At 58.2% G+C, this 19,706-nt stretch carries 21 protein-coding genes and 2 pseudogenes; 9 read left to right on the top strand and 14 right to left on the bottom strand.

What is annotated here, in order from left to right; all coding sequences use genetic code 11:
- Positions 1-17 precede the first annotated feature (17 nt).
- Positions 18-1,025, bottom strand: a complete 1,008-nt coding sequence (locus tag M5B99_RS12865; RefSeq protein WP_248804355.1) for an Ldh family oxidoreductase — start codon at positions 1,023-1,025, stop codon at positions 18-20.
- A gap of 207 nt (positions 1,026-1,232) precedes the next feature.
- Between M5B99_RS12865 and M5B99_RS29960 the strand changes: the two genes are divergently transcribed.
- A complete protein-coding gene (locus M5B99_RS29960; protein ID WP_263860502.1) occupies positions 1,233-1,364 on the top strand; it encodes a hypothetical protein in 132 nt (43 codons plus the stop codon).
- Positions 1,365-1,451: 87 nt separating this feature from the next.
- On the opposite strand, the gene M5B99_RS12860 is transcribed toward M5B99_RS29960, so the two are convergent.
- On the bottom strand, positions 1,452-1,646 hold the full coding sequence (locus M5B99_RS12860; protein ID WP_100941691.1) for a hypothetical protein: 195 nt from the start codon (positions 1,644-1,646) through the stop codon (positions 1,452-1,454).
- Between the two features lie 522 nt (positions 1,647-2,168).
- On the opposite strand from M5B99_RS12860, the gene M5B99_RS12855 reads away from it, so the two are divergent.
- Together M5B99_RS12855 and M5B99_RS12850 are read left to right on the top strand one after the other, a co-directional pair.
- The gene (locus M5B99_RS12855; RefSeq protein ID WP_248804354.1) at positions 2,169-3,110 is read left to right on the top strand and encodes an SDR family oxidoreductase; all 942 of its coding nucleotides are present in this window, start codon (positions 2,169-2,171) and stop codon (positions 3,108-3,110) included.
- A 112-nt stretch (positions 3,111-3,222) separates the two neighbouring features.
- Positions 3,223-3,843 (top strand): NADPH-dependent F420 reductase, encoded by a 621-nt coding sequence (locus M5B99_RS12850; protein WP_248804353.1) that lies wholly within the window; start codon positions 3,223-3,225, stop codon positions 3,841-3,843.
- A gap of 384 nt (positions 3,844-4,227) precedes the next feature.
- Here M5B99_RS12850 and M5B99_RS12845 read toward each other — a convergent pair whose 3' ends face one another.
- Positions 4,228-4,470: a hypothetical protein gene (locus M5B99_RS12845; protein WP_248804352.1), complete on the bottom strand. Its 243-nt coding sequence runs from the start codon at positions 4,468-4,470 to the stop codon at positions 4,228-4,230.
- Here M5B99_RS12845 and M5B99_RS12840 point away from each other — a divergent pair, their 5' ends adjacent.
- Positions 4,471-4,758: a hypothetical protein gene (locus tag M5B99_RS12840; RefSeq protein ID WP_248804453.1), complete on the top strand. Its 288-nt coding sequence runs from the start codon at positions 4,471-4,473 to the stop codon at positions 4,756-4,758.
- Between the two features lie 171 nt (positions 4,759-4,929).
- On the opposite strand, the gene M5B99_RS12835 is transcribed toward M5B99_RS12840, so the two are convergent.
- From M5B99_RS12835 to M5B99_RS12800, 8 genes are all read right to left on the bottom strand, one after another.
- Positions 4,930-6,297, bottom strand: coding sequence for a glutamine synthetase family protein (locus tag M5B99_RS12835; RefSeq protein ID WP_248804351.1), 1,368 nt, complete (start codon positions 6,295-6,297; stop codon positions 4,930-4,932).
- 70 nt (positions 6,298-6,367) lie between these two features.
- Positions 6,368-7,768, bottom strand: a complete 1,401-nt coding sequence (locus tag M5B99_RS12830) for an aspartate aminotransferase family protein (RefSeq protein WP_248804350.1) — start codon at positions 7,766-7,768, stop codon at positions 6,368-6,370.
- A 273-nt stretch (positions 7,769-8,041) separates the two neighbouring features.
- Positions 8,042-8,827 (bottom strand): SDR family NAD(P)-dependent oxidoreductase, encoded by a 786-nt coding sequence (locus M5B99_RS12825; protein WP_248804349.1) that lies wholly within the window; start codon positions 8,825-8,827, stop codon positions 8,042-8,044.
- A gap of 49 nt (positions 8,828-8,876) precedes the next feature.
- Complete coding sequence (locus M5B99_RS12820) at positions 8,877-10,487, bottom strand: gamma-glutamyltransferase family protein (RefSeq protein WP_248804348.1); 1,611 nt, start codon at positions 10,485-10,487, stop codon at positions 8,877-8,879.
- 22 nt (positions 10,488-10,509) lie between these two features.
- Positions 10,510-11,289: an amino acid ABC transporter ATP-binding protein gene (locus tag M5B99_RS12815; RefSeq protein WP_248804347.1), complete on the bottom strand. Its 780-nt coding sequence runs from the start codon at positions 11,287-11,289 to the stop codon at positions 10,510-10,512.
- Positions 11,290-11,291: 2 nt separating this feature from the next.
- Positions 11,292-12,068, bottom strand: a complete 777-nt coding sequence (locus M5B99_RS12810) for an amino acid ABC transporter permease (protein WP_248804346.1) — start codon at positions 12,066-12,068, stop codon at positions 11,292-11,294.
- A 12-nt stretch (positions 12,069-12,080) separates the two neighbouring features.
- Positions 12,081-12,890: an ABC transporter substrate-binding protein gene (locus M5B99_RS12805; RefSeq protein ID WP_248804345.1), complete on the bottom strand. Its 810-nt coding sequence runs from the start codon at positions 12,888-12,890 to the stop codon at positions 12,081-12,083.
- A gap of 75 nt (positions 12,891-12,965) precedes the next feature.
- Positions 12,966-13,634 carry a GntR family transcriptional regulator gene (locus M5B99_RS12800; protein ID WP_248804344.1) on the bottom strand — a complete coding sequence of 223 codons (669 nt, stop codon included), beginning with the start codon at positions 13,632-13,634 and terminating at the stop codon, positions 12,966-12,968.
- A gap of 777 nt (positions 13,635-14,411) precedes the next feature.
- Here M5B99_RS12800 and M5B99_RS12795 point away from each other — a divergent pair.
- Positions 14,412-14,873: a hypothetical protein gene (locus M5B99_RS12795; protein WP_248804343.1), complete on the top strand. Its 462-nt coding sequence runs from the start codon at positions 14,412-14,414 to the stop codon at positions 14,871-14,873.
- Positions 14,874-15,102: 229 nt separating this feature from the next.
- Here M5B99_RS12795 and M5B99_RS12790 read toward each other — a convergent pair whose 3' ends face one another.
- A complete protein-coding gene (locus M5B99_RS12790; RefSeq protein WP_248804342.1) occupies positions 15,103-15,546 on the bottom strand; it encodes a hypothetical protein in 444 nt (147 codons plus the stop codon).
- 742 nt (positions 15,547-16,288) lie between these two features.
- Between M5B99_RS12790 and M5B99_RS12785 the strand changes: the two genes are divergently transcribed.
- The 3 genes and pseudogenes from M5B99_RS12785 to M5B99_RS12775 all read left to right on the top strand — a co-directional run bounded on the left by M5B99_RS12785 (position 16,289) and on the right by M5B99_RS12775 (position 17,538).
- Positions 16,289-16,645, top strand: a complete 357-nt coding sequence (locus M5B99_RS12785; protein WP_248799904.1) for a hypothetical protein — start codon at positions 16,289-16,291, stop codon at positions 16,643-16,645.
- Positions 16,646-16,821: 176 nt separating this feature from the next.
- Positions 16,822-17,185 (top strand): annotated as a pseudogene (locus M5B99_RS12780) (hypothetical protein); the annotation flags it as partial.
- Positions 17,170-17,538, top strand: coding sequence for a hypothetical protein (locus M5B99_RS12775; RefSeq protein WP_248804341.1), 369 nt, complete (start codon positions 17,170-17,172; stop codon positions 17,536-17,538). The pseudogene M5B99_RS12780 and the gene M5B99_RS12775, both read left to right, overlap by 16 nt.
- A 404-nt stretch (positions 17,539-17,942) precedes the next feature.
- Here M5B99_RS12775 and M5B99_RS12770 read toward each other — a convergent pair whose 3' ends face one another.
- Entirely contained in the window at positions 17,943-18,488 is a 546-nt protein-coding gene (locus M5B99_RS12770; protein ID WP_248804340.1) for a DUF2867 domain-containing protein, read from the bottom strand.
- 125 nt (positions 18,489-18,613) lie between these two features.
- Positions 18,614-19,057, bottom strand: a complete 444-nt coding sequence (locus M5B99_RS12765; RefSeq protein ID WP_248804339.1) for a hypothetical protein — start codon at positions 19,055-19,057, stop codon at positions 18,614-18,616.
- 482 nt (positions 19,058-19,539) lie between these two features.
- On the opposite strand from M5B99_RS12765, the pseudogene M5B99_RS12760 reads away from it, so the two are divergent.
- Positions 19,540-19,653: pseudogene (locus tag M5B99_RS12760) on the top strand (NIPSNAP family protein); the annotation flags it as partial.
- Positions 19,654-19,706: the final 53 nt, after the last annotated feature.

Below are 19,706 nucleotides of genomic sequence, written 5' to 3'. Positions count from 1 at the left end.
ATGGCGCCCTCCTTCATTCAGGCCAGCAGCGCTTTTAGATCGTTGTACAGCGCTTCGGGAATCTGCACACCCTCCACCAGACTGCGCGCTCGTGCCTCATAACGCCGTTGCGACGGCAAGCGTGCGCCCTGCCCCTCAATGCTTTCGAACACGGCTTCGGCACGGGCCAGATGCTGCGCGGTGGCAGCGCCGAGAAAACGTTGCGGATCGAAGGCGACAAGCAGTTCGCCATGGTACGGCGACGACTTGCTGCCGGCGTCATAGGCCAGGGATTCGGCACTGGTCAAGTCACCGATCAACGGCCCGGCGATCAGCTCCACCATGGCCGCCAACGCCGAGCCCTTGTGCCCGCCGAACGTCAACATCGCGCCGCTGTCGAGCACCACATTGGCATCGGTACTCGGCTGCCCTTGGGCGTCCACGCCCCAGCCTTCGGGAATGGCTCTGCCGGCGCGCCGATGCAGCTCGATCTCGCCACGGGCAATCGCACTGGTGGCGAAGTCGAAGACAAAGGGCTGGTTACCCGGACGCGGCCAACCGAAGGCAATGGGATTGGTCCCGAACACCGGCTGATTGCCACCGGCCGGCGCGACCCAGGCATGGCTGGGCGTACAGGCCAGCGCGACCAAACCGGCGGCGGTCAGTTGCTCGATCTCGACCCAGAGCGCGGAGAAATGCACACAGCGATTGATTGCCAGGGCCGCGATCCCGTTGGCCCGGGTTTTCTCTTGCAGCAAGGGCAGACCCGCCTGGAACGCCAACTGGGAGAAACCACCCGCCGCATCGACCCGCACAATGGACGGTGCCTGATCGATGACCTGCGGTTCGGCGTCGGCGGCCACCTTGCCGCTCCTCAGGGAGTTCACGCAGCCCAGTATCCGGTACAGGCCGTGGGAGGCGCAGCCATCACGCTCGCCGGCAATCACCGTGTCGGTCACCGCCCGGGCGTGGGCGAGGTTGAAACCGTTGTGCAGCAGGATCGATTCGGCCAGCTCGCGAGCTTCAGCCAGGGACAGTCGGATCATAATCAGCTCCTTGAACAGACTGTCCAGACTGGTCCATTCCAGGGCTCGCGGCTTGATCGCTTTAGGCCGGGACGATGACGAATTCGGCACACCCTTGCGGCTCGACAGGCGCCGGATTGCCCGCCCATCGAAACATTCTGTAACCCCCTCGATTTGGCAGACACCACGGCAGCACGTTCAATGAGCGTTTTCTGCAAGGAGCAGGCTATGCCTACCGAACAAATCATTCTGATGGCCATCTTTGGCATCGTCGTCATTGCCTGGGGTATCAGGCTGGACCTGAAGAACCACAAGAAGGACAAGGCCGCGCGACAAGCCCAGGGTGACAGCGGGGTTTGATCGGGTGATCGGCGTCTCATCTGGCCGACCGCCCCTGCTCAAAAAACAAAGCCCAGCATCAAGCTGGGCTTTTTTATGGTGTTGGCCTCAGCCTTTTGGAGGCGCCTTGAGGCTGTCCAAACGACCGCTCTCCAGTAAAGCCTTGTACTTCAACGCATCCGCTTCACTGTGATAAACGCCGACCAGCACATCGCCCTGGTAGACATCCCACATCCTGACGCCCGCGTTATTGGCGTCATGGGACATGTGATCCTCATCGCGTTCCTTGACCGTAATGACCATTGGCACATCCTCTGGGTTGAGGCAGGTAAGGTATTTTTTACTCCTGTTGTTCCCAAGATTCCAGACTCGACGCCTTGGAAACGGGGGCCGCTTTGGGCGCATGGCCGGTTCCTTGCCAAAGAAGCTCAGCGTGCCCGTTTCAGCTCGTGGCTTCTATCAGTGCCAGTCGACCGGATGGCCCGGACAAGAGCATTCTGGTCGCGAGGTTTCTGACCTCGTTTTTGCTTGCCGTCTGGTTCATTTTTCAGGAGCTGGCCACAGGTCTTCTTACCCACAAAACGATGTCGCGAATGCTCAAGAGCGACCACCGGTCACCGAAAATCTCCACGCCATAGTTCACTGCGCAATGGGAGCGGACCTCTTCTTGGGATGTTGTTTTCATGGCCGGCCCTCAACATCGCTTGCGTTATACAAGTAAATTCCTGCAATTCACTTGCTTTTTGCAAGTTAAACCACCAGCATGGCTCGTACATTAAGTGCACCAGCACGCTTCGTATCACACAGCTCAGAAGGGCCAATAACATGCTCGTTTTCGTCACTGGCGGCACCGGCCATTCCGGTCCGTACATCATCTCCGATCTTATCGCCGCCGGCCATGAGGTCACGGCCCTGGCTCGGTCCGACGCGGCCGCGGCGGCGGTTGCTGCGCTCGGCGCCAAGGTACATCGCGGCAATCTCGAGGATCTCGACCGGCTCAAGGAGGCGGCGGCAGCCTCGGACGGCGTCATCCACCTCGCGCACCGGCAGGACCTGATTCCAACCGGCGGGATCAACGCCGTTGCGGCCGCGGAGCTTGAGATCATGCTCGCCTATGGCCAAGCACTGGCCGGAAGCGGAAAGCCGTTGGTCGTCTCTGGAAGCGTCGGCTCGCCCGGCTGGGAGGGCTTGGGCCGGCCGGCCACCGAGGAGGATCCGCCCCTTCCCGGCGGCGATCCGTACAAGAATACCCTGCGGGTTCGCAACATCGTGGAAACCACGGTGATCGGTCTCGCCGAAAAGGGCATACGGTCTTCGATCGTGCGGATCCCTGAGATCATGCACAGCTCCACCGATAACGCCGGCTTCCTGCCGCTGTTGATCGGGCTGGCCAAGGAAAAGGGTGTCGTCGGCTACCCCGGAGACGGTGCCAACCGTTGGGGGGCCGTGCACGCCCGTGACCTCGCCACAGTGTTTCGCCTGGCGCTGGAGAAAGGCGCCGCGGGCAGAAACTGGCATGCAATCGCCGAGGTGGCTGTCCCGTACCGCCAGATCGCCGAAGCCATTGCCAGCCGGTTGAATCTGCCGGCCGTACCTATTCCCGCGGACGTGCTGATGCTGCCTGGCTACTTCGGGTTCCTTGCGAATCTGGTCACCCTGGACACCCCGACATCGAACGCCATCACGCGCCGGGTTCTTGGCTGGGAACCGACCCAGCCCGGACTCTTCGCCGATCTTGATAACGGTCATTACTTCCCGGCCGTCTGATGAGGTGACGGCACTCCGCCGGGTCGCACTGCGCCCGGCGGGTGGCCAAGCCGCGACGGCGTAACCCGTCCAGAAAAGACGGAAATACCTGATTTCAGAACGGAGACTGCACATGAGCACTATCAGCATTATCGGTTCGGGAGGCATGGCCACGGCGATCGCCGGCCGTATCGCCAAGGCCGGACACACCGTCGAGGTGGTCAGCCGCGATCCCGCCAAGGCGCAGGCGCTTGCCGACAAGCTCGCCTCCGCAGCGATCACAGGGACTTACGGTGCCACTCCGGCGGGCGACATCGTCATTCTCGCCGTGCCGTACCCCAGTGCGGTGGCGGTACTGGCCGACTTTGGGAAAGCGCTCGACGGCAAGGTGATCATCGATATCACCAACCCGGTCGCTCCCGATCTCTCGGGCCTCGTTACCCCCCACGGCAGTTCCGGTGCGCAGGAGATCGCCAAGGGCGCCCCCGCCAGCGCGCATGTGGTCAAGGCGTTCAACACCCTCTTCGGCCACGTCCTTGCCAAGGGCGGGCGTCTCGACGCGTTCATCGCAGCGGACGATGCGCACGCCAAGGCGCGCGTCTCGACCTTCCTCGAGAGTCTCGGCCTGCGTCCGTTGGATGTCGGCGGCCTGCAGATGGCCCAGACGCTCGAGGCGCTCGGCCTGATGATGATCGGCCTGGCGAAAAACAGCGCCGGCAGCTGGGACATCGCCATGAAAGTCGATATCGGCTGAATCACCGACACCACGTCCTCACCAGCAGGCCCACCGGAGCTGCGGACGAAAACCTGGACTCTTGAAGAGATCATTCATGTATTCGTACGCAGACCGCACGAGGGTCGTGCAGCTCTACATCAAACTCGGTAAGCGCGTGGGCGCCACCGCATGCAGGCGTGCGGCAGGGCATTGAGGGTGCAGATCAAAACGGCTTATCGTCCCCGATACCCTCTTCGTCCTTGCGCTAGCGATTTTTCTCCTGCCGCTTTTTATTGGGCAGGGTGATCTGTGCAGCCGCTGATCAATTCGCCGATGGTCGCCACTGTGGTGGACAGAGTGCCCAAGAATGACTCAAGTCCCTGAAGGCCCAGCTCTTCCATATTTGCCTTGAAATGATGCACTTCAGCCAACCTCCACAAACCGCCGCCTGGTCACGAACAGCCCCATTCCCATCGGCACGGCAAACACCGACATCAATCCCATGTCGAAGCCCAGCAACTGGACCTGGCTCAGTGCAACGCAGCCGATTGCGCCAGTCACCACCAGCGTCGCCCCTAGCCACTTGCGCAGCGGGTACGGCTTAAGAAACCGATCAAGTAGAAAGGCCAGCGCCACGACGATGACCGTCTGGGTAATTTCGGACATGTGCAGCCCTACTCAGGTCTTGATGATCAGGGACACGGAAGAGCGCTGTGGGCCAATTCCACCATTGACCTGCGCCTGGATGCTGACGATTACGTCGCCAGCATGGTAGGTGGGCAGAGCGTCATTGACGTGCGAGCGCACAGCCGTCGTTGCAACAGTCCCCTCGACCTTCATTGCGCGCATCCTTTCGAGCAAAAGGGGGATTTTCTACAAACAGCGCCCAGGATGCAAACCACCACTTTGCTGGCAGGTCGCGGCGTGCTGGAAGAAAACCCGCAATTGATCTGAGCCTCGCACTATCTGAATGCTCAATCGCCCGCCAGAAGCGGCAACGCTCTACCCCGCCCATTCACCACACACAACGGCACGGTCTGTCGATAGCTGATTGACTCAGACGGTGGCCGGGCGGGAGTCGGTGCCGTCAGCGATCCATTTCAAGGCGTGCTGGCCGGCCAATACTCATGCGTGAGTGAGGTACCAGCGCCAGTCCTGCTCCCCGACTTCAGCGTAGAATTTACGGAACTCGCGCCACTTGATCGCCAGAAACACCTTTAGGAATTCAGCTCCCAGCGACTCGTGTGCCCACGTTGAACTTTGCAATGCCTGCAACGCTGTAAGCCAATCGGTGGGTAGAAATTCGGTAGCCTGTTCGTAGCCATTGCCTTCAATCGCCGCGCCGGGATCGCTTTGATGAGTGATGCCATGGTGAATGCCAGCAAGTACTGCGGCCGCGGCGAGATAGGGGTTGGCATCGGCACCGCAAATCCGGTGTTCGATGTGCCGACTTATCGCGGGGCCGCCGGGCACGCGAAACGAAACAGTACGATTGTTGACTCCCCAACTTTTGGCCAGCGGCGCGTAACTACCGGTCTGGAACCGTCGATATGAATTGGCATGGGGGCAAAATATCGCCAGCGAATCAAACAAGGTTGCCATCATCCCTCCGATTGAGTGACGCAACAGCGGCGTGCCCTGTGGGTCTTCACTCGCATACAGGTTGTTACCCTGCTCATCGGCCAGGCTGACGTGCAAATGCATACCGCTACCAGCCTGATTGCTGAATGGCTTGGCCATGAAGCACGCTTGCAGCCCATGTTTGTTGGCCACACCTTTGACCAGGCGTTTGTAACGTACGCCCTCATCAATGGCCTGCAGTGCGTCGAAACGATGCTCTAACGTCAACTCGACCTGGCCTGGGGCATACTCGGATATTGCCGTACGCACCGGCAGCCCTTGCACCGCGCAAGCCGCATAGAGGTCATCAAGAAACGGCTGAAGCTGCTCCAGTTCGTATACGCCATAAACCTGCGGAGCAACAGGGCGTACGCCATTGGTCTGCAACGCCGGCTGCGGCCGGCCGTTGACGTCGCGTTGTTGGTCGAGCAGGTAAAACTCCAACTCAACGGCCATGACCGGATGGAATCCATCGGCTTTAAGCCGCTCGATGGTGTGCACCAGTACATGGCGCGGGTCGGCCGGTGCGGCGGGGATACCTTGGGTCGGGTGCATGCTCACCTGCACTTGGCCCGTGGGATTGGTACGCCAGGGTTGCAAGGTCAGGCTTCCCGGCAAGGGGTAAGTCCAGCAATCAGCGTCAGCGACATCCCAGACCAGGCCTGTGTCTTCTACGTCCTCACCCTGCACGGTCAACGCGAGAATGGAACTTGGCAGCGGCCGACCATTTTCGTAGATCGCCAACAACTCATCGCGATGCAACAGTTTGCCCCGTGGAACACCATTCGCGTCGATAAGGAACAACTCGAGGCTCAGCACTTCAGGGTGTGCGGCCAGATAATCTTCAGCCTCTTTTTTATCAGCAAATTTCATGTCAATCCTCTTAACGCTCATTCAAGCGACTTGGCAGTATTTGAGAAATCTGGAGTCTTCAGACGTCCAGTCATGAAGGGATGAGCCGAGCCCCAGGTAGGGCAAGCAGCGTGGTCAGCGCGCTATCCAACTCACCGATCAGCCTGTCGATATCCGCATGACTTGTCTGGGGACAGCACAGGGTCATATTGTGAAAAGGAGTAATCAGGATTGCGCGATTGATCAGATAGAGATGCAGAGCCATTTGAAGGCTGTCATGAAAAGCCGCCTCGGCTTGCGCACCTGTTCTTGGCGGGGTGGCACAGAATTGAAACTCACAACGGGCGCCCAACTCTGTTACCGACCAGTTCAGTTGGTGCTGCTTGAACAAATCTCGAAATCCCTGAGCCAGTCTTGAGGCCAGGGACAACATGTGTTGGTATGCAGAGTCTGTCATGACCTCTTCGAGACTGACTCGCATGCAACGCATCGCCAGTGCGTTTGCCGATAGCGTCGTTCCCATACCACTGTGGCCATGCCCGCCGCTCTCTTCGCTAACGGTCTTCTGCGCGTCGTGCATTGCCAACGCAACTTGCTCGGTAACGCCAAAGACAGCGCAAGGCACGCCACCTGCGATGGGTTTACCCACCACGAAAAAGTCGGGTTGCAAATCCCACTGGCGAGTGCATCCACCGATGCCCGTAGAAATGGTATGAGTCTCATCGATGACCAACAGGCTGCCATACTGGCGGGTCAACTCGCGGCACTTCTGCATGAATCCCGGATCGGGCAGGACCATGCCTATATTCGTCATCGCTGGCTCGCACATCAGCGCGCACACATCGCCCTGGGCTAAAGCAGCCTCTAGTGCGGCGACATCGTTGAAGGGAATAGATCGACTGTATTGGGTCAAGTCGTAGGCTTGGCCCACAAGACCTGAACGGTGCACTGTTTTGCCCTCGCGGTACCGTACCATCACGTCATCCACCGTGCCGTGATAACAGCCGTCGAACACCAGCAACACATTGCGCTTGGTGATAGCTCGCGCCCAGCGCAACACATAACGATTGGCGTCAGTCGCATTGGCGGTCACCTGCCAGTAAGGCAGCCCAAATCGCTGAGCCAGCAACTCGCCGCAGACCACCGCGTCTTCACCAGGCAGCATCGTGGTCAAGCCATTATTCGCCTGCTCGGCTATGGCACGGGCGATAGGATCAGGTGAATGGCCAAACATCGTACCGGTGTCGCCCAGGCAAAAGTCTATGTATTCATGACCGTCAACATCGGTGAAGCGTGCGCCTTTGGCACGCTGGACGAAGAGCGGCGAAGGCATCGACCAATCGCTCATCCAGTGCATGGGAACACCGTTGAACAGATTCGCCTTGGCACGCTTGGCCAGCGCCATTGACGTTGGGTTGTTTTCTATAAAACGGGCACGCTCGGAGGCGGTAAAAGCAGCAATCGCCGATTCACGTATTCCACTTTTCGACATGATCAAAACCCTATTCTAATTATTACATTAATTAAAAATCGTCACCGCCCAGATAAACGACCAGCCAGCGCCACACTCACCCCCTCTCCGGTCGTGAATGACTGAAAACACTTCGCCAGCCACTGACAACTTGAGTGCTCGCCATCAATATTTGCAGCGCGGATCAACCTATGCCTCGGTATATTTCGGTGAACGCAGCAACCTTATTTTTGACCATCAATTTATCCCACTGAACAATCTGAAATTCAGCGAATAAACCGACGTAACTTGAAATCAGGCGTGAGGGGCTTTGTTCTCGAGCAGACAGTTCCCGCCATCCACCACGATGACTTCACCCGTGATGTAACTGGATTCGGGAGACGCCAGAAATGCAACCGCGGCAGCCACTTCGCGGGGACTGCCCGCCCGCCCTATTGGGGTGAAGCGCCCCGCCTCTGCTTCAACGGGTGAGGTTGATCCCGTCGTGATCCAGCCGGGAGCAACGCTGTTTACGGTAACCCCCTGTTTAGCGACTTCAAGTGCAAGTCCCATGCTCATGCCAACCATCGCGGCCTTAGCGGCGCTATAAGCTGCTTCGCCCGGGTTGCTCCCCCTGGTGCCCGTGGTGGAGCTAATATTGACGATGCGCCCGTAATTTCGCGCCCTCATGCCGGGCAAAACGGCTCGAGTCAGAAGAAAAGCTGTCGTTAAGTTTCTTGCCAGTGACAGATTCCACTCATGCAACTCCATAGTTGCCAATTCCGAGAAAAGCTCAGGGCTTCCTTGCATGGCCATACCGGCATTATTCACCAGAATATCGACACGCCCCCAGACTGACTCCGCCCACATGCCAAATTCACGCACCTGACTTTCATCGGTGAGGTCAATTGGCAGGCCTGCAACTTCAAACCCTTCAAGGCGTAGTTCTTTAACCCGATCCGCAATGCGGTTGCTGCTTGCAGTGACGATCAACTTCGCCCCAGATGCACCTAGCCTGCGAGCGATCGCCATGCCAATTCCAACTTCACTTCCGGCGCCACTGACAAGTGCCACGTGCCCTCTCAAGTCACTATGGATCATAGTGCTCCCCGCGTACTGAATTTGTAATAGGGTGGAAATCAGGCAGCCGTTACCAAGCCGCGATGTGCGAATCCGCCCGTGGCTCAGTGCCCCCGCACAACACCCCTGTGGCCGGATCACGCAAGATGATCTGCCCACGCCCGTAGTCGGTCAGGTCACTGTCGGTCTGCACCTTATGCCCGCGCCGCGCCAGCGCATTGACCAGGTCCCGCGAAGCGCCGTGTTCGATGCCGACCTTCATGTCGCCCAGCCATTGCCAGCGCGGTGCGTCCAAGGCCGCCTGGGGGTTGAGGCCGAAGTCCACCAGGTTCATCACCATCTGCACATGGCCTTGAGGCTGCATGTAGCCGCCCATGACGCCGAACGGCCCAAGGGCCTTGCCGTCCTTGCTGAGGAAGCCGGGGATGATGGTGTGGAAGGTTTTCTTGCCCGGTGCCAGGCAGTTGGCGTGGGCCGCATCGAGACTGAATTCCTGCCCGCGATTCTGCAGGGCAATGCCGCTGTCGGGCAGCACTACGCCGGAGCCGAAGCCGTGGTAGTTGCTCTGGATGAACGAGACCATGTTGCCTTCGGCATCCGCCGTGGCCAGGTACACCGTACCGCTGGCGTGGGGGTCGCCGGGTTTGGGCGGCAGGGCCTGTTCGCCGATCTGGCCTCGACGGCGGGCGCTGTAGTCGTCGCTGAGCAAGTCGGCCACCGCCACGCGCATGTGCGCCGGGTCGGTGATGTAGTGCAGGCCATCGCTGTAGGCGAGCTTCATCGCCTCCAATTGGCGATGCCAGGTCTGCTGGCTGTCGCGGTGATCGAAGCTGAAGCCTTCAAGGATCTTCAGCGCCATGAGCGCGACCAGGCCCTGGCCACTGGGCGGGATTTCCCAGACATCCACGCCACGGTAGTTGATGTGGATCGGTTCGACCCACTGCGCGCGGTAATCCTGGAGGTCGCTGGCGCGCAGGTAGCCGCCGCTGGCGCGCGAATGCGCATCCAGGCGCTCGGCCAGGGCGCCGCGATACAGGCTTTCGCAACGGGTGGCGGCGAGGTCTTCCAGGGTCCGGGCCTGGGCCGGATTGCGGAAGATCTCCCCGGCGCGTGGAGCGCGGCCGTCAGTCAGGAACGTGTCGAACCAGGCCTCCAGCACTTCATCGCGGTGCGGGCTGAATTCATTCAAGGAGATCTGCCATTGATGGGCAACCACCGGCGACAACGGGAAACCGTCGCGCGCCAGGCTGATGGCCGGTTGCAGCAATTGGGCAAACGGTAACTTGCCGAAGCGTTGCGACAGCTCCGCCCAGGCTGACGGGCAGCCGGGCACGGTAACGGGGGTCCAACCATACAACGGCATCTGCACATGCCCTGCGGCCTTGACCGCCTCGATACTCAAGGCGGCCGGCGCATGACCATTGCCATTCAGGCCGTGCAACTGGCCCTTGCACCAGACCAGCGCAAAGGCATCGCCACCCAGGCCACAGCCGGTGGGCTCCACCACCGTCAGGGCGGCTGCGGTCGCGATGGCGGCATCGATGGCGTTGCCGCCCTTTTGCATGATTTCGATCCCGGCCTGAGCAGCCAGTGGCTGCGATGCCGCGACCATGCCACGACGGGCAAACACACTCTGGCGTTGCGATGGATAGGGGTACTCGTGAGCGGAGAATTTCAACATGGCAAAGGCTCTTCAAAAAAGGTCATAACACACGGCTGAGAAAGGCCCGGGTACGCGGATGGCTGGGGTGGCTGAAAATTTGCTCCGGCGGCCCCTGTTCGATGAGTTCGCCCTGATCGAGCACCACCACCCGGTCGGCCACTTCGCGAGCGAAGCCCATTTCGTGGGTGACCACCACCATGGTCATGCCCTCCTCGGCCAGCTCCTTCATCACCTGCAAGACCTCGCCCACGGTTTCCGGATCGAGGGCGCTGGTGGGTTCGTCGAACAGCATGGCCTGGGGCTTCATCGCCAGCGCACGAGCAATCGCCACCCGCTGCTGCTGGCCGCCGGAGAGCATCGACGGGTAATGCTGGGCCTTGTCCGCCAGGCCGACCCGCGCCAGCAAGCCGCGAGCCTGTTCCAGCGCCTGGGCACGCGGCACGCCGAGCACCTGGATCGGCGCTTCGATGATGTTCTCCAACGCGGTCATGTGCGGGAACAGGTTGAAACGCTGGAACACCATGCCGATGTCGCGGCGCTGGCGGGCGATGTTGCGTTCCGAATCGCGCACCAGGCTGCCGTCGCTACGCTCGCGATACCCCATGGCGCGGCCGTTGACGCGAATGCGCCCGCCCTGGATGTCTTCCAGCAGGTTGATGCAGCGGATAAAGGTGGTCTTGCCGGAGCCGGAGGCGCCGATCAGCACCACCACTTCGCCGCGCCGCACTTGCAGGGAGATGCCTTTGAGGATCTGCAACTCGCCGAACGACTTCTGAACGTCCAGAGCCTCAATGATCAGTTCTTCACTTTGGTGCGCCATGGTTAACGTCCCCTCAGCAGTTTCAGGGTGCTGCGACCGAACATGCGGCTGGCGGCCGGCGGTGGCGCGGAAGGTCGATCGGACTGGCCGAAGCGGTTTTCGAGCCAGCGTTGGAAAAAGCCCCACAGGGTGGTCAAAGTCAGGAAGTAAATCGCGACGACCAAGTACAACTCGAATACGCGAAACGTCGCCGAGGTCACCATCTGCGTACTGAGCAACAACTCCTGCACCCCGATCACACTGACCAGCGTGGTGTTCTTGAGCATCACATTGAACTCATTGCCCAGCGGCGGCACGATCACCCGGAACGCCTGGGGCAGCACGATGCGCCGCATCAGCTTGCCAAACCCCATGCCCAGGGAACGTCCGGCTTCGTACTGGCCCCTGTCCACCGCGCCGATGCCGGCGCGGATGATTTCGGCCATGTAAGCACCTTCATTCAGACCCAGGGCGATGATCGCCGCCTGGATATTGCCCGGGATGATCAGCCCAAACAGCTCGATGTCCTCGAAGCGGAAGATCCCGCCCGCCGCCAGTGCCGTGTACAAAAACACGATCTGCACCAGTAACGGCGTGCCGCGCATCAGCCACACGTAAAAGCGTACCGGCAGGTGCAGCAGCGGGTTCTTCGACAGACGCAACAGCGCAGCCGCCAGGCCCAGCGCACAGCCGAGCAGCATCGCCAGCACGCTGATCAGGCACGTCAGCCAGAGCCCCGTGAGGTAAACCCCGCTGGGCTGCAGCAGGTACTGCCAGAACACATCCCAATTGAAATTCATTGTTGTAAGGCCTCAGTCGAGTGTATCGCTGCTGACATGCCATTTGTTGAGCAATTGCGCGTAGCTGCCGTCACTGCGCATGTCGCTGATGATCTGCTGCACGGCGGCGGTCAGTTGCGGATCATCCTTGCGCATGCCCAGGCCGGTGAGGATGCGGCTGAATGCAGGCACGCCTTCCTGGAACAGGTCCGGGGCCATCGCGGCGTAGTAGCCGGCGGTTTCCACGGTGGTGCCGTAGGCGTCGACCTGGCTGATGCGCAAGGCCTGGAAGGCATCCGTGTCGGTGTTGTAGACCACCAGCTTCATCGGTGGCTTGCCGGCCTTGACCAGGCTGTCGTTCTGGGTATCCAGGAGGGTCTTGATGGTGGAGCCGTTGAGCACGGCCACTTTGTGCGCGGAGAGGTCATCCAGGGTCTTGATGCCCTTGGGGTTGCCCTTGGGCACCACCACCGCCTGACTGGAGTACATGTAATTGACGATGTCGATCACCTGGCGGCGCTCAGGCTTGTCGAACAGTTGGTCGACGATCATGTCGCACTGCTGGGCAAGCAGCGCGGGTAACAGGCCGGAGAACGGAATCACCCGCCACTGCACCTGTTTGCCGCCCAGGCGTTTGGCGATTTCCAGGCCCAGGTCGACGGTGAGCCCGCGCGGTTTCTGGGATTCGTCGAAAGACACCAAGGGCGGTGAATCCATCCCCGAGCAGTAGGTGAGCTTATCGACCTTTTGCAGACGCTCCGGCACTTGGGGCGCGGCAAACGCCCATTGTGTACAGAGACCAAGGGTTACAGCCACCAGCAAGGCACGGCGTTGTTTATGCATGACCAGACACTCCACTTCGTTGAATAACGGGGCAGGACTAAAGTCAAAACACGGACGGGTTCGGACCCGCCTCTCTTATTTTTTCAATTGCAGAAATTGAATCAGCAGCGGCACGGTGCTTTCGATGTGTTCGCGCACCACGGCTTCGGCGCGGGCGGCGTCACCGGCGCGAATCGCGTCGAGGATCACCGCGTGTTCCTGGCGCGCGCTGAGGGGTTTTTCGCTGTGCTGCAACCACAGGCGCATGGGCGCTTCCACCAGCGAATACAACGCCGAAATCTGCTTCATCAAGCGCGGGCGGCCGCTGAGGCTGCACAGGTATTCATGAAAGGCGCGGTGGCGACGGACCCACGCGGCGCTCTCGTCGCGGTAGTCATCCATCTCGTCCAGCAGCCGCTCCAGAGCCGCCATCTGGCGCTCGCCGATGCGGCTAACCGCAACGCGCACCGCGAGGCCCTCCAAGGCGCTGCGCATCTCGAACACTTCGTGCAACTCGTCGATATCCAGGCCACTGACGATCGCGCCACGGTTGGGCCGCAAGGTCACCAGGCCCTGGGCATCGAGGCGGCGAAAGGCCTCGCGCACTGGCATACGGCTCATGCCAATCTCGCTGGCAATGTCTTCGGCGATCAGGCGGTCGCCTTTGCGGTAGCGCCCGCCGCAGATCGCGTCGAGCAGGAATTTGTAGGCCTCCTCCTCAGCGGTAAGGGGCTGGCGGTCAACGTAAGCGGGGGCAAATTGCATTGGCAGCACCTATGTATTTTTGTATCCAATTATCCATGAATACAAAAAAGCAGGATGCGTGCCAACAGCCGCCATGAAGGCTTAACTATTTGATTCAAATAAAGTCTTTTGTCTAAGCGCAGGAAAGATGCGGGCGGCTGGTAGAGGTGCGTGCTACCAAATGGCACAACCACTCCCTATTTCTGTGCGGGAAAGTAGCGGATGTCTGTTGAAGTGGCCTGGCCGGGCCTGGTGATCTGTACATGGGGCATGCGGCAAAGGCGTACTCCCCTCAAGGGGATCTGCGAGGCCTGGGACACGATCTGGCCTGGACTCAAAATCCAGACCGTTTCACAATTGATCCGCACCCTCTCATTCCGGGACTGAACACCTAAGACGCTACGCGCCTTGGAGCGGGATGGTCTAGTGATACGGCGGGGTTCCTTGCGAAAACATTCTTGGCCTTGCCGCACATGAGAGTCAATACGGGAAAGGTCGGTTCGCTACCGAGGGCAACAATTTTTTCTCGATGCACGCGCCAGCACCTTTACAGACCGGCACAATAACGGCACTGGGCGATCCAAGAATGAAAGTTGCTGCTTTCGACTCATTTTTACAGTCAGGGCAGTCTTTTTTAGCGCGATTTGGGAGTGCAGTACGCGGTAAAAAAGATCCGGGCGAGTTTAGCAGAGCCCTTGTTACAGGCCACTTCAACACAGGCAATGCGGAGACTGGCGGGCGCTTTGGGTATGCAAAACTTGTGGAAGATGCAATTGGTATGGTGAAAGCGAGAATGCAATGCGATACATAAGTCGGCTGCAAGCATTGGTGGTTGCTGCTGCCCTATTGGCCTGTTCGCCCGTGTTTGCGGAATCACTCAACGCAGAGAGCATTCGGCCTTCCGGTTTGACGGCGGATCAAGCCAAGCAGGTTCTGCTTGTGGTACTGAAACACCAGCACTACAAGATGTCAAACCCGGATATGTGGATTGACGGTCCATGGCAGGGCGAAGAGAAAGGGACTCTATTTCGTCCGGGATACTATGACTTCGGTTTGGTGTTTAATAATCCAAAAGGCGCGGCGTCCAATGTGCTGGGGCATTTCGCGGTTAACATCTTAACCGGTGATGTGTGGGAAACCGAAAGCTGCGAACGCTTCAGTTCCGCCACCTTATCGGGCATTCAAAAACGCATTTCGGTGCAGACTGGCAAAAAACTCGCTAACGAAAAGGTGGCCCGTAGCGAGATAGGATGCGAGTAGCTGTTATGTTGCGCTCGTAGCAAACACGATCAAAGATCGTGTCCCCCAAAGCGGTTGCTGGCGCCGCCTCGATTTCTTGGACGCTCGGTTGTCGATAGCAGCCTTGGAGAAAAGTGCCCCCCCATTAGCCGGTCTCGATTCAAGGCTAACGGGGGTCACCTTTTCAGTTGCTCCCAAGATCCCATACTCAACGCGCTGGAAACGGGGGCCGCGTTGTTGGCTGACGACCTCAACCATTCGGAGAGTTACCCAACGCTGACGATAGCTGATTAGACGGGGATTCACCCTCCAACAAGGCATCCACCACCGCACGCGCCACCTCCACCGAATGCAGCATGCCCCAGAACAACGCCCGTTCGACGGGGTTGGTGTGCAGGCTGATTTCGTCGCCATTGAGTTCCGCGGTTTCGAGCAGATTGGAAACGTAGGTCAGGGCGTCCTGGGCGGTGATGCCGGGTTGGATGGCGAATAGCGTGGGTTTGTAGGGGGCTTCGGGGGTGACGGGTTTGGAGCGGGTGAATGCGAGGGTGTCGAGCAAACGGGGCGTGTTGACCGGGGCTGGCTCGGATTCGTTGGATGGCGTGTCCGGGAGCTTACGCAGGTATGTCTCTTTATCCGCGGTGCTGAGGGCTTTGCGAACGGTCGGCGGATCGGGGGTGATCTTCTTAGTCATGGTGACGCTCCTTTTCATGAATGGAAGTTCGTCACCCACGCTGCAAAACGGAAGGTGGCGAGCCGTACACAGGTTTGCAGACCGGGAAAAGGAACCGGCAGGCCGAAGCCTCCTGCGCACAGCTCGCCATAACACGAGCGTAAAAATGCCGCTTACGCGGCGCTGTGCGCCTTTTCGAGCCGGGCTGCAAAACCCGAGTCGCTGAATTTGCAGCGACACATGAACAGTAGCCTCGACGTTTGGCGCACGCAATATTCTCCCATGCCTGAAACGTGTGGGAAATATGAGTTTTTTCTGGAAGGTAATTTCGCGTGTTGATTGGGGGGGAGAGCCAGACGGGCTTCCCCCGAACAAGACAAAAAGCCCTACAGGGAGCTGGGCTGGGATGACTAGCGAATCGCCCGTCAGGAAGCTGCAAAGCTCCCCCCCACCCATTCAGCGTACTCAACGGCCCGGTCTGTCGATAGTAACCTTGCGTGACCGGCTGCTATCGGCCAAAAGCGTATCCCGGCGCCTGCCGGTTCCGGTTCTCCCCTAAATTGCGCCTCGATACCCCGTCCCCTCTGAGCCACTGTTGTGGGCTTTGAAACGTCGGAGCGCAAGACCTGCACTGGCGTGGCCTGCTTTCCAACGAAGGGTTCTCGGAAATGGTCGAAAAAATTAAAGGCTCGCGGTTTCCAAAAATAAAAATCAGACTATAGTAATTTTGACCAGTTTCGGTCGAACAGGGAAAGTCAACGACATGTCTACTACTCAAATTACGATAAATGCAAACTCTGCAATAAACCTGACAAATATATCAGAAAGCGGCAGCGGGGCGACGCCGGTAAATCTGGCGACAGGCAAGTACGCAGTCACGCTGTCGGATGATACGATGAAATTTAATTCGGGCAGCAGCGTTTATATACAACAGGTTATTCTCTTCAATACGACCCCACTCAAGGATGGAAACTATGAAAAATGGTTCTATACGGTTAACACGTCGGAAGGCGCGGTAATTAAAGTTGACGGCGACTATCCTGTCTATGTTTTTATCGTAGATCAGCTCCAAGTCAGCGATAACTCTGGAAGCGCGACGGTAACGTTCACTCCAATTTAAAATTCGAAATAAATCGAAAAGGGGACTGTTTTATTTACAGCCCCCTGCTCCAAGCGTTCAAAACGCCTGGCGCGGCACGTTTGCTGATAACCTCGGCGCACCATAAAAACCGCGCCCTACCCATCCGCGCCGGCTGCGCCCACAGCGACAGACCTTCCATGCCTTTGAACGACGCTATACCTTATTCAATCCTAGAATCTTCGGGCCGCGATAACCCCCCTGTAAGTCGCGTCACAAAAAAAACTGAGAATAATGGGAAAGGTTGGCATTCTTATCACAGCAACCGTTGCCGTTTATGAAATCATGAATGCTGACAACAAAGTAAAGGAAACATCTCGACAAGGCATAATCATTGGCGGTGGTGCCGCTGGTGGTGGACTGGCTGGCCTCGGTGTATCAGCACTTTGCGGCCCTGGTGCTCTTGTATGTGCAGTAGCGGTAGTTCTGATAGGAAGCATTGCGGGCGGCATCGCAGGAAGTATGGCTGCCGACAGTCTGGACGACGAATTGGAGGAGTTTTCCAAGTGGAAACTTCTATAAGCAAACAAGAACGAGCAGATATACGATGGGCGTTGTCAGACGCATTCGTTGATAACGAAGTTGACTATGCAGCCATTGTAAAACAGGTAAAAAAATTTGACATGAATAAAATAAAAAACATCCTCTACTCAGAGGTTGCACCCATTTGCCACTCCAACCTTGAAAGCATACTCCCTACCATATGGCTTTGCTTCAACAGAGAGGAACTGGAAAGCGACATTGAAAAAATGCTCGACGCACGAAAGAAAAGCTTTCTTCGACGCCAGCTAGATACATTACTCATTAAATGGCTCCAGCACAGATACAAATACATCTGGCTAGAAATAGCTAAGCACTACGAAAGCAGCCAATAACAGCAACACAATTGAAATAGCAGCCAACACATTCGATGACGAGCCAAAGGAAATTGCGCTTTGGGGCATATTCTGAGCCCAACAGAAATAGCGAGTATTCAGATAGCACTGGCGGAGTGCATTTTTAGACAGCGCTGTCGACTATGCGTATATCGCAGAGTGCATCCGTGATGCAGCTACTCAGAAGCCTAGGGCAACGGACTAGCGCAGTCCATGCGCCAGTACACGACAGCATATGGTGATGATGAAGGTTTACGATCGCCCTTTGAGCTTTCTGATGATCCGATTGTTATGTTGGCGGTCGGTAGAGATCTCTCTAACGACCGCGATACCAATCCTCATCCACAGAGCTGGTGACCGACACTTTGTGGGTTACGGCTCTTTGCTTGGGGCAGAACGCACCGTTATCTCACCGTAGCCGACGGCCAGCCGACCCGTGCCGCACTGCGAAGATTGGACTGAACGACCAAGCGGTGAAACGGGGCAATGAGAAAAATATAGAGACGACCCAAGCGATTGTGGCAATGAACAACGGTCGACAGGGTCAAGTGACGTTTAGCGCCCGGCGACGACTGACCGGAACACAGAACAGAGAGCCTGAAGTCCAGGTGCTTGTCGTCCTCTCCAAGAACAACTTCAGTTGGACTTGTGCTGTAGAGCTTGAAGATGCCGAGTCGGCCCGCTCCGCTCTGCGCATCCAGTGAGGCGAGATGCTTGGCGGTCTTGAGGCCGAAACCGGCTACGAGCGCGTCTCGAACCGTCAGGAGCCTGCTGACCCAGGGCGCTTGGTGAGCGAAGATGAACCTCGCCAACAATTCGGGATTGGTTGACGCTCCGGTGGGCAGCTCGATCGAGTAAGCGTCGGCGAGATTCATCGATGCGTAGGCTTTGGCAATCGCCGACTCCGGGGGAAGCGACACAGAGGTTGCGTGATGGTGTTCGGTTGACATGTATTCGGCCTATGGTTCGTTTCTGAGGTCTAACGCCGAGCTGACCGGCACGCTGGCGTGACGGCCCCCGTTTCACCCCATACTCAACGCCTTGGAAACGGGGGGCGCTTTATTGGCTGGCGACCTCAACCATTCGGAGGGTTGCCCGACGCTGACGATAGCTGATTAGACGGGGATTTGCCCTCCAGCAAGGCATCCACCACCGCACGCGCCACCTCCACCGAATGCAGCATGCCCCAGAACAACGCCCGTTCGACCGGGTTGGTGTGCAGGCTGATTTCGTCGCCATTGAGTTCCGCGGTTTCGAGCAGATTGGAAACGTAGGTCAGGGCGTCCTGGGCGGTGATGCCGGGTTGGATGGCGAATAGCGTGGGTTTGTAGGGGGATTCGGGGATGACGGGTTTGGAGCTGGTGAGCGCGAGGGTATCGAGCAAACGCGGCGTGCTGGCCGGGGCTGGCTCGGATTCGTTGGACGGAGTGTCCGGGAGCTTACTCAGGTATGTCTCTTTATCCGCAGTGCTGAGAGCTTTGCGAACGGTCGGCGGATCGGGGGTAATTTTCTTGGTCATGGTGACCTCCCTATTCAAATTTAGGAGTTCGCCATTTCGTTTCCACGCGAAGGGTGGCGAACTGTGCGCGGGGTGGAAAACCGGAGAATAGGAACCCGGCACACCATAGGTGTCCCACGCACAGCCCGCCATAAAGCGAAGACAAAAAAACCGCTTATGCGGCAATGTGCGCCGATTCCTTTACGGGTTTCCACACCCGTGTCGCTGAATTTGCAGCGACACTTGAACAGTAGCCTCGACGTTTGGCGCACGCAATATTCTCCCATGCCTGAAACGTGTGGGAAATATGAGTTTTTTTTGGAAGGCAATTTCACGCATTGATTATGAGGAGTACCAGACGGACTTCCCCGAACAAGACAGACCCCCGGTGAAGGTTTGGTCTTCGCAAACTCAACGTTAGCCAAAAACCACGATGACCAACCTCTTTCGCCCGCAGGGCGCCTTCGGTTGGTTCAGTTACACCACTTCCTGGGACACGATCATATCGACAGGAGGCCGCACAAGACCCGGAGTGTGTGCGTTTGGTGGGAGAGACGACCGAACTGAAGTTCATTTTGAGCTATGAGCGAAGCTTTCTTCGCCCTGTGCTTGAGTGACACCTAAGCGACCGGTTTTGGCCGATTGCCGCCGACCACCCTCGACAGCTCTC

The organism is Pseudomonas sp. MWU13-2100, assembly GCF_023242365.1.
In the GTDB taxonomy this organism is placed as follows: Bacteria; Pseudomonadota; Gammaproteobacteria; order Pseudomonadales; family Pseudomonadaceae; genus Aquipseudomonas.
Note: the sequence above shows the minus strand (reverse complement) of the source record. Positions and strands in the feature narration are given on the sequence as shown.

Excerpts from the sequence above, each read along its gene's own strand:
- M5B99_RS12865 (WP_248804355.1), bottom strand. The coding sequence starts at position 1,025 with ATGATCCGACTGTCCCTGGCTGAAGCTCGCGAGCTGGCCGAATCGATC.
- M5B99_RS29960 (WP_263860502.1), top strand. The coding sequence starts at position 1,233 with ATGCCTACCGAACAAATCATTCTGATGGCCATCTTTGGCATCGTCGTC.
- M5B99_RS12860 (WP_100941691.1), bottom strand. The coding sequence starts at position 1,646 with ATGGTCATTACGGTCAAGGAACGCGATGAGGATCACATGTCCCATGAC.
- M5B99_RS12855 (WP_248804354.1), top strand. The coding sequence starts at position 2,169 with ATGCTCGTTTTCGTCACTGGCGGCACCGGCCATTCCGGTCCGTACATC.
- M5B99_RS12850 (WP_248804353.1), top strand. The coding sequence starts at position 3,223 with ATGAGCACTATCAGCATTATCGGTTCGGGAGGCATGGCCACGGCGATC.
- M5B99_RS12845 (WP_248804352.1), bottom strand. The coding sequence starts at position 4,470 with ATGTCCGAAATTACCCAGACGGTCATCGTCGTGGCGCTGGCCTTTCTA.
- M5B99_RS12835 (WP_248804351.1), bottom strand. The coding sequence starts at position 6,297 with ATGAAATTTGCTGATAAAAAAGAGGCTGAAGATTATCTGGCCGCACAC.
- M5B99_RS12830 (WP_248804350.1), bottom strand. The coding sequence starts at position 7,768 with ATGTCGAAAAGTGGAATACGTGAATCGGCGATTGCTGCTTTTACCGCC.
- M5B99_RS12825 (WP_248804349.1), bottom strand. The coding sequence starts at position 8,827 with ATGATCCATAGTGACTTGAGAGGGCACGTGGCACTTGTCAGTGGCGCC.
- M5B99_RS12820 (WP_248804348.1), bottom strand. The coding sequence starts at position 10,487 with ATGTTGAAATTCTCCGCTCACGAGTACCCCTATCCATCGCAACGCCAG.
- M5B99_RS12815 (WP_248804347.1), bottom strand. The coding sequence starts at position 11,289 with ATGGCGCACCAAAGTGAAGAACTGATCATTGAGGCTCTGGACGTTCAG.
- M5B99_RS12810 (WP_248804346.1), bottom strand. The coding sequence starts at position 12,068 with ATGAATTTCAATTGGGATGTGTTCTGGCAGTACCTGCTGCAGCCCAGC.
- M5B99_RS12805 (WP_248804345.1), bottom strand. The coding sequence starts at position 12,890 with ATGCATAAACAACGCCGTGCCTTGCTGGTGGCTGTAACCCTTGGTCTC.
- M5B99_RS12800 (WP_248804344.1), bottom strand. The coding sequence starts at position 13,634 with ATGCAATTTGCCCCCGCTTACGTTGACCGCCAGCCCCTTACCGCTGAG.
- M5B99_RS12795 (WP_248804343.1), top strand. The coding sequence starts at position 14,412 with ATGCGATACATAAGTCGGCTGCAAGCATTGGTGGTTGCTGCTGCCCTA.
- M5B99_RS12790 (WP_248804342.1), bottom strand. The coding sequence starts at position 15,546 with ATGACTAAGAAGATCACCCCCGATCCGCCGACCGTTCGCAAAGCCCTC.
- M5B99_RS12785 (WP_248799904.1), top strand. The coding sequence starts at position 16,289 with ATGTCTACTACTCAAATTACGATAAATGCAAACTCTGCAATAAACCTG.
- M5B99_RS12770 (WP_248804340.1), bottom strand. The coding sequence starts at position 18,488 with ATGTCAACCGAACACCATCACGCAACCTCTGTGTCGCTTCCCCCGGAG.
- M5B99_RS12765 (WP_248804339.1), bottom strand. The coding sequence starts at position 19,057 with ATGACCAAGAAAATTACCCCCGATCCGCCGACCGTTCGCAAAGCTCTC.